General features: G+C 41.0%; 6 protein-coding genes and 1 riboswitch. Of the genes, 2 read left to right on the forward strand and 4 right to left on the reverse strand.

The features are described from left to right. Positions 1 to 28: 28 nt before the first annotated feature. The 4 genes from ACM5QX_RS18000 to ACM5QX_RS18015 all read right to left on the reverse strand — a co-directional run bounded on the left by ACM5QX_RS18000 (position 29) and on the right by ACM5QX_RS18015 (position 5120). Positions 29 to 2071, reverse strand: coding sequence for a serine/threonine phosphatase (locus ACM5QX_RS18000; protein WP_414754774.1), 2043 nt, complete (start codon positions 2069 to 2071; stop codon positions 29 to 31). Between the two features lie 306 nt (positions 2072 to 2377). Then, positions 2378 to 3757, reverse strand: a complete 1380-nt coding sequence (locus ACM5QX_RS18005) for an ATP-binding protein (RefSeq protein ID WP_414754775.1) — start codon at positions 3755 to 3757, stop codon at positions 2378 to 2380. A gap of 140 nt (positions 3758 to 3897) precedes the next feature. After that, positions 3898 to 4512, reverse strand: coding sequence for an rRNA large subunit pseudouridine synthase E (locus tag ACM5QX_RS18010; protein WP_414754777.1), 615 nt, complete (start codon positions 4510 to 4512; stop codon positions 3898 to 3900). Further along, a complete protein-coding gene (locus tag ACM5QX_RS18015; RefSeq protein WP_414754778.1) occupies positions 4509 to 5120 on the reverse strand; it encodes a Uma2 family endonuclease in 612 nt (203 codons plus the stop codon). The genes ACM5QX_RS18010 and ACM5QX_RS18015 overlap by 4 nt, the downstream gene beginning before the upstream one ends. A 190-nt stretch (positions 5121 to 5310) precedes the next feature. After that, positions 5311 to 5407, forward strand: a riboswitch (TPP riboswitch). Positions 5408 to 5414: 7 nt separating this feature from the next. On the opposite strand from ACM5QX_RS18015, the gene thiC reads away from it, so the two are divergent. Both thiC and ACM5QX_RS18025 read left to right on the forward strand, forming a co-directional pair. Beyond that, positions 5415 to 6788 carry a phosphomethylpyrimidine synthase gene (gene thiC / locus ACM5QX_RS18020; protein ID WP_414754779.1) on the forward strand — a complete coding sequence of 458 codons (1374 nt, stop codon included), beginning with the start codon at positions 5415 to 5417 and terminating at the stop codon, positions 6786 to 6788. 254 nt (positions 6789 to 7042) lie between these two features. Then, on the forward strand, positions 7043 to 8788 hold the full coding sequence (locus tag ACM5QX_RS18025) for a hypothetical protein (RefSeq protein ID WP_414754780.1): 1746 nt from the start codon (positions 7043 to 7045) through the stop codon (positions 8786 to 8788). Positions 8789 to 8814 lie beyond the last annotated feature (26 nt).

Below are 8814 nucleotides of genomic sequence, written 5' to 3' on the forward strand. Positions count from 1 at the left end.
GTTTCTCTTCCCTGCACCCTGCCTCTTCCTAATCCCCCGTCCCTTCCCCCAGATTTGGGCGCACTTTTGCCCGGACAAGTATAGCAGTAATGTTGTCATGACCATTGTATTGGTTGGCCAAATCAATTAATTCTGTTACTCCCTGCTCTAAATTAGTGCTAGAACTCAATAACGGCAGTAGGTGAGTTTGCCAGTTAGTTTCTAGTAAATCGTTATCAGATAAGCCATCAGAAGCCAGAACAAGTAGGCTATCTTCATTAATATCAAAGAACTCTACATCGGGATTAATGGCGGTTTCGTCACGGGGGCCTAAAGCTTGAGTAAGTTGGTAAGCATCTGGACGGGCATAAGCGATGCTTGCTTCTACTCCCCGGTCAATTTCTCTTTGACCAACTTCATGATCTACAGTCACTTGTTCCAATCCCCGCTTACGAGTCACACGGTAGAGGCGGCTATCACCCACATGGGCAACGGCTGCTTGACTACCTTGAACTAATAGCATGACCAAGGTAGTACCCATACGTCCTACCCCAGAACGGGCTTCTTGTTGGTTTCTTTCGTAGATTGCTTGATTAGCCAGATAAACTGACTCACGAATTATTTCTTCTGTTGGTAATTGGTTATTAGTCCAGTGTTGCTGAAAGTATTGGCGTAAGGTGATTACGGCTAACTCACTAGCCACCTCACCGCCAGCGTGTCCGCCCATACCATCACAAAGAATATACAAGCCACGAGCTTGTAAAATGCGGTTTCTCGGCAGTTCTAATTTTTCTGTTTTAGTTTCAATCCCAAAGTAGTCCTCATTGTGATGGCGTTGACGACCAACATCAGTGCGGCCAGCATCTTCTAAACTGCTTAACTGCACGGACAGCACTACCGTGGGCATATCATCACCCTTGCCAGAGGGATCTTCTGTATCATCTGCTTGTAAGACTGTGGGCGCATTCGTTTGTTCTGCTTCCATTGGCTCAAATATTGGGGGTGTAGTTGCTTCTAGTTCCGTGGCGACTTCTTGTAAACGCGATCGCAACTGAGCGATCGAGTAAATCCTACCCTGCTGCAAATCTCCTAAAATCTGTATGATGGAACCAAATTGAGTGCGTTGAGACTCTCTAAATAGTGCCTGCCAAACTTCCCCCAAAGCTTTAATACTTGAGGGCTGCACAAAGATCGGCAATGTTACATCCTCTTCTTGTGCTGTTACCGGATTAAAATCCAGTGGCAAGTAGTCAATCGCTAACTCGCTCTTAGGTGGTTTTACGTACAGTTTTCGTAAGCTAATTGTCTGGTCTTCATCTAAGCACAAATTCGCCAAATCCCACAAACTGTAGTGACACTTTAAGGGTTCTAGTAATACCCAAAGTTGGGTCATTTGATAAAACCAGTGTAAAATTTCTAGCGAACTAGTGGTTTCCTTTTGCCATAAATCAAGTAAAGGCTGGTAGTGAGTGCGGTCTTCAATAAGTAATATCTGGTTATCGCCGTCCTCCCAAGCATCATGAATCCGGGGAATTTCCGTGTGATTTTGGGATTGTAAAACCATATAAGCCCTAGCCAAACTGGGAATACCATTGGCTTCCACTGCTGGAGTCACCAATCCCTGTTGCTGATTAGCTAATATTGCTTCAATTGGTGACACTTGGTATGGTTGACAGTCCAAAACCCTAACGCTAACCTCATCGTGTGCGGCTGATAGTACTTGCAAAATCTGATAGCGTTGTTCTTTGTCCAAATATGAGCCAACAGAGAATAATGCTGGAGACAGCATGATCTTCTCTTCTCCGTCTTCCTCAAACCCTAATTCTGTTTGGTCTTCCTTGGGGGACGCTACATCAACAGAGTTGGCGCTCAGTAAAGTGCTGACACTTACGGCGGCAGCCCAATCACCAGTCTCGATAATCGCCCGCCATACTGTGCCGGTTTCTGCACCACAGTTATGACAATTCTCAGCATTCACTGGTACTTCAGTGCTGCATTGAGGACAAACCTTGTGGGACAAAGAAGCACCACATTTTTGACAAAACTTGTTAGCATTAGGGTTTTCAAATTCACACTGAGGGCAAATCAGCATAGTGGAAGTTCCTTAATTCCCGTTCCGAGGTGCTTCTAGCCACTAATATCCAAAGTGCCACAACTGGCCGCCCTTGCCTATAGTAGACATAATAAATTGTGGTTTCATCAGTGAATCTTGGTGGCAGTATTAATTGTGACGCATATTAGCCAAAGATTGCAGATATCTGCAAGTTTATTTTGGAGAGTAAGGAGTTCTGAGTCATCAGTGCTGCGGGTTGTAACGGGGCGTTAGTCGGTGCTGAGTCTTGATTAAGATATTTTTCCCTGCTCCCTCTGCCCACCTGTTTCTTGCCCCCTACTTCTTTCACTCAACTATTTTGGGTTGTTGAAGCACCAGTTGGATACTAAAACAGGTACGGTTTGACCCGCTTTCTACTTCGATTGTTCCTCCTAATTGTTTGATGAGTTTTTGTACTAGTGCCAACCCTAGTCCTGTACCTCCCTGCTTTCCAGGGTCATTGCTGGGAATACGATAAAATTTATCAAAAATGTGGGGTAATTCAGATTGAGGGATTTCTACATCAGAATTAATTACTTGCAAAACAATATTTTGAGATTTTATTTGGGCTGTAACTGTAATTTCTCCCTCTGGGGGGCTAAATTTACACGCATTGGTCAGCAGTTCTATCAAAATGCGTTCCAAGCTGCATGGATTGGAGGTTAATGTTGCCAGAGAAGGGCTGACGCTGATGTGTAATTTTTGTCTACAGATATCGAAATTGCGGTTTTTAAATTCCTCCACTACACGCCATAGCCATTGCGGTAGGTGAATTGTCTCTAGTACCCAAGGTTTAGCGTTGGTATCGAGGCGCTGTAATTCTAGGAAGTTATTAATAAGATTTATTTGGCGATCGCACTCATTTTCTAAAATATTAAAATAACAAGCCGCTTTTGAGCCTTCATTTGTTGGTTTTGTTGTTGCCGAGAACAAATTATGCTCCCGATGCAGCGTAATCCCCAGCATTTGAATCGCCATTTTCATATTAGTTAGCGGTGTTCGCAGTTCGTGGGAAACTGTGCTGAAAAATTCTTCTTGCAGATGGCTAAGGCTTTCTAGTTCCTTTAGCTGGGCTTGATTTGATGGCAACTCTGGTAAGTTTTTAACTAAATTATCCGCATCTTCTGGACTTGCTTCGACTGGTTCTAGAGAAGTGATGGCCTCACACAGCATCAGAATCGTCGATTTTTTAATAGCAGATTTTTCCTCATCCAGTATTAACCGCAGTTTAATTTTGACTGCTTTTATACCATGAACAGGGTTATGTAACAGAAAGTTGCCATAGCTAACAGCATCGTCAGGCGCAGTTTTGCAAAGACTTATGAAAGCATTAGACAGTCTTTGTTGGTCTAATTGAGCAAATAATTGAACAATGGGCTGTTGTAACAATTGTTCTGGTGTGTATCCTAGAAAATCCGCTCCGAAATCATTGACAGATAAAATTAACCCAGTCGCATCCAAACTGAAATATATAGTTGGTATATTGTCGTACATCATGCGATACCATCGCAATTCTTCTTGAGCGCGGCGGAGTTTTTCTGCTGTGTCGAACTCTTGATGAGAAGCTGATTCCGCCGCCAGTTCCAAGTACACAGGAGTTTTGGGCAAAATAGTTTGTGGTGTGTGAGTTTGATGCCAGAGCGATGGTGTTCCGCCCACCGTAGGTGATCGCTGATTCAGGCTCATAAGGTTTAAACTGACGCTCAAGGACTGAAGTTAATGAGAAACAACAAATTTTAAATTCTTTTTTTGCCAAATAAAGAGTCTTGTGCCTTTTGTTGAACTTCAAATGATTACTAGCTTATTCCTGCAACTGTTTACAAAGTTTAACGAGAGAATTTGCTTATCCCTCGACTCCGAGACGAATCATGCAGTAATTTAAGTTCCAAGGAAGTAAGGTCACGCCACTCACCTAAAGCCAGCCCATCCAAGCGTAAATGACCTATACTCACCCGCAATAACCGCAAAGTCGGAAACCCCACAGCCGCAGTCATGCGCCGGACTTGACGATTTTTACCTTCAGTCAAAGTCATTTCTAACCAAGCTGTAGGAACATTTTTGCGAAATCTAATCGGCGGTTGGCGATCGCCTACAGGGGGATATTCTGGTAATAAGCTCACTTTTGCTGGCCGTGTCCGATAATCTTGAATCTCCACCCCTGTTTGTAGCCTGTTGATAGCCTCTTGATCGGGAATACGCTCTACCTGTACCCAGTAAGTCCGCTCATGACCAAAACGCGGATCAGCAAGCCGATGCTGTAACCTGCCATTATTGGTTAATAAGAGTAACCCTTCACTATCCCAATCCAACCTCCCCACAGGATAAACATCAGGCACATCAATATAGTCTTTAAGAGTTATATGCTTGGGTGATTCCTGAGTAAACTGGCTCAGGACACCATAGGGCTTATGAAAAATAATATAGCGATCGTCATTATTCATGGGTCAGATTGAAAAATCTGTTCAGCAGTTAGAGCCAATTCGGGGAAAGTTATTGATTTGATGCAATCGCTGCCTCTAAATTGAGCAATTTGGTACTCATCATCGATTAATTGATAAACGGATATAGTAGGCACTTTAGGATTGCCAATGAACTTTCTAGCACCTATGGCAGCGTAATCTATAATCCAATATTCAGGAATACCTATAGCTTCATAATCAGCTAATTTTTTATAGTAATCATCTCGCCAATTAGTGCTAACAACTTCAATAACCAATGGAATAGATGCAGACTGAGATACAGTTGATTCCTTTTTCCATAAAGGCTCATTCACTAAATTTGGTCGATTGATTACTAATATGTCTGGTGAATAAGCTGATTCACTTTCAGGCGGTTTGATTAATACAGTTTTTGGAATGTAATAAGGTAATTTTAAACGCTTGATATCAGCAGATATTTCTAGTGCCAAAAAACCTACAACATCTTCATGGTCGCCCGTTGGTTGTGCCATTTCAACAATCATGCCATTATGTAATTCATATCTTCCACCTTCAGGCCGCCACGCTGCAAAATCTTCAAAGGTTACTAGTTTACGTAAAGCTTGAATCATAGTTTATACCCCTACCCTTGAAAGTGTACCTCTACACCCTTGTCCAAACCCTTGATCTTTCATTTTCATGCGTAAGTCCTATATTACTTACAGTTTAATACCGACGTTGCCGCCCACCAACCCTAAACACCTGACATCCTCAGGAATTGTTAACCCCATTGCCCCCAGTCATAAACAAGGTGGTAAACTACATCCATGCTAGGGGTGCTTGCACTAACAGGCTGAGATTACACCCTTAACACCTGAGACTGGGTAATACCAGCGAAGGGAAGCTGTTTATTGAGGGAATTTCATATGCGGACAGAATGGGTTGCTAAACGACGTGGGCAAGGTAATGTAACTCAAATGCACTATGCACGTCAGGGTGTCATTACCGAAGAAATGCAGTATGTCGCCCAACGGGAAAATCTGCCGGCTGACCTCATTCGTGAGGAAGTAGCGCGGGGAAGAATGATTATCCCAGCTAATATTAATCACACTAATTTAGAGCCAATGGCAATTGGCATCGCCTCTAAATGTAAAGTAAATGCTAATATCGGTGCTTCCCCCAACTCTTCCAATCTTCAAGAAGAAGTTGATAAGCTGAACTTGGCGGTTAAATATGGCGCTGATACCGTCATGGACTTATCTACAGGTGGCGGAAACTTAGATGAAATTCGTACCGCTATCATCAACGCTTCCCCCGTTCCCATCGGTACAGTACCAGTCTACCAAGCGTTGGAAAGCGTCCACGGCACAATTGAAAACCTGACCCCAGAAGATTTTCTACACATCATCGAAAAACACGCCCAGCAAGGGGTAGACTATCAAACCATCCACGCGGGAATTTTGATAGAACATTTACCCCTAGTCAGAAGCCGCATCACCGGTATTGTTTCCCGTGGTGGCGGTATTTTGGCGCGGTGGATGCTACATCACCACAAACAAAACCCACTTTATACCCACTTCCGCGACATCATTGAAATTTTCAAGAGATATGATGTTTCCTTCAGCTTAGGCGATTCCCTCCGCCCTGGCTGTACTCACGATGCGTCTGATGATGCTCAGTTAGCCGAACTCAAAACCCTGGGACAACTCACTCGCAAAGCTTGGGAACACGATGTACAGGTGATGGTAGAAGGCCCTGGACACGTCCCAATGGATCAAATTGAGTTCAACGTCAAAAAACAGATGGAAGAGTGTTCAGAAGCACCATTCTATGTGTTAGGACCATTGGTAACAGACATCGCCCCTGGTTATGATCACATCACTTCTGCTATTGGTGCGGCGATGGCTGGTTGGTATGGTACAGCTATGCTGTGTTACGTTACACCAAAAGAACACTTGGGATTACCCAACGCTGAAGATGTCCGCAATGGTTTAATTGCTTACAAGATAGCCGCCCATGCAGCCGATATTGCCAGACATCGCCCAGGTGCAAGAGACAGAGACGATGAACTCTCCAAAGCCCGTTATAACTTCGACTGGAACCGTCAGTTTGAATTATCACTAGACCCAGAAAGAGCGAAGGAATACCACGATGAAACTTTACCAGCAGATATTTACAAAACTGCCGAGTTCTGTTCGATGTGTGGGCCTAAGTTCTGTCCTATGCAAACCAAGGTTGATGCTGATGCGCTAACAGAACTTGAGAAGTTCTTGGCGAAGGAACCAGTAACTCAATCTTAAGCAGTGAAGGGTAGACTTACACATAGGGAGTAGAAATCAAAAAATTTCTACTCCCTACCTTTTTGTAATACTCATTATCACAGATATATACGTTTTCAAGGATAATTAATTATATACCACAAAAAAGATCGCGCATATCTTACGAAAATATTTTTGCCGATATTGCCAAAAACCGTAAAGATCCTTGCGAGGTTATTCGTGAGCTAATATCTAATGCTTATGATGCTAATGCTTCATTAATAAATATCTATCCTTTGTTGCAGTACGAAGGCTTTATATTCTTTGACAATGGCATTGGTTTAAGTGAAAGTGATTCAGAAAAAATAAACGAAATAACTCCCTATGAATCTTTTTTTTCCATTGGTATATCTACTAAAGATTTTGGTAATTCTATAGGTTATAAATGCCAAGGAGCAAAGCTTTGCTTTGATTCAAATAGGTTTGATATAATCACCCGATGTAAAAAAGAAGATTATTGGAGATGGAAGAGTATTGACAATCCTAAAAAGAATTTGACTCCCCATTATTCTCTAGAATCTCAAAAAATATCAGAAATCTGGAAGACTTTGGAAAAAATATTCGTACAACCAGATGAACGAACAAAACTTGTTATTAATCAATTGAATGAAGTTTTTTTTAAAACCCAATTTTTAACGGGAACTATGATTATCATTCAAGGTGTTAACGTAAAAGATTTTTCTTATTACTACGGTACAGATAAAGGGAATTTATCTTATATCAGAAATTATATAAGATTCAATACAAGACATGGAGATGTGAGGATATTGCGTCCTCACGATACTGGATTCTCCACCGCTACGAGTCGTATATTTGAGAAAGAGCAAGGATACACAGATGACTGTAAATTATCTCTTTGGACTGTGACAGGTTCACTACCGTTAGGGTATTTAGAAAATCTGACCGCAGGCTATCCATATCTAGATAAATCACCTGAAATATTTAAGAATCCGGCACAAATATCAAGATTACTGAGTTTTAAAGGCTATTCTCGTTATGCAAAAAATATTCATGTAGATGGTAGAAACTACTGCCTAATTCTAGCAATTGATGGGAATCGTAAGGTACTGGATGAACATAAGGAACTAGACAGACAAGGTTCAAACGGAAAACGTTCTGGGATTCGGTTAGTAGATCAAAGAGGGACATTAATATGTTCTCAAGGTGTTAAAATTTGCCAGTATGATCAAATATATGAAAATAGTGAGATGAATGATTATGAAGTTCTAGCAGGAGACAATGGAAAACGGCATTATATCTTTATAATAAATGGTAATTTTGAACTAGTAATGAATAGAAATTTTATTACTGAAGATGCAAGAATATTAATTAATAGCAAAAAATTTTTAGATCAAATTAAAATTTTTTTTGATGAAGCACGATACAAAGATCCTGTTTTTGATCAGCTGATTAAAAGATTAAAAAATGAATATACTTCACAGAAGAAAGAAATTGTTGTTGAGCAGCTTGAAAGCCGTAAAAATGGGCTTCAAAATAGAGGGCGTTTTATAATCAATGGGATAAAAGTTAACACTGAAGACAAAATTAAAACTATTAAAATTGAACAATTGGTTAATAAATGGTTTGTAGAACCAGATCCTGGAGAAGAACATTGGGTAGGAGCATTGTACACTTTGTTTGCTCATCTTGTTTCATCCGAATCGCCATATGCTAATTTTTGGATACGCCCACTAACATTCTCAGGTGTTGGAATTGATAGTATTGCAACTGGTAATGAGCAAAGACCTTTAGACCCAAAATGTCTCAAAACTGTAGAATATAAGTTTGATTTTCCTGAAGAATATTTTAATCATCAATTAATACTAACTGACCAAATTATATGCTGGCAATTTGATACTTCGCTTCAGGTGGATTCTGAAATTGAAGACTGCTCAGAATACTTTGGAAAAATTTGTTACTCTAATGAACTTGATAACTTAGGATACGAAATAAGGGCGTTGCTGAATAAGGGGATGAATTGATTTAGCTAGGTACAATTTGATACTTC

The organism is Anabaena sp. CCY 9910, assembly GCF_963920875.1.
GTDB classification, from domain to species: Bacteria; Cyanobacteriota; Cyanobacteriia; order Cyanobacteriales; family Nostocaceae; genus Trichormus; species Trichormus variabilis.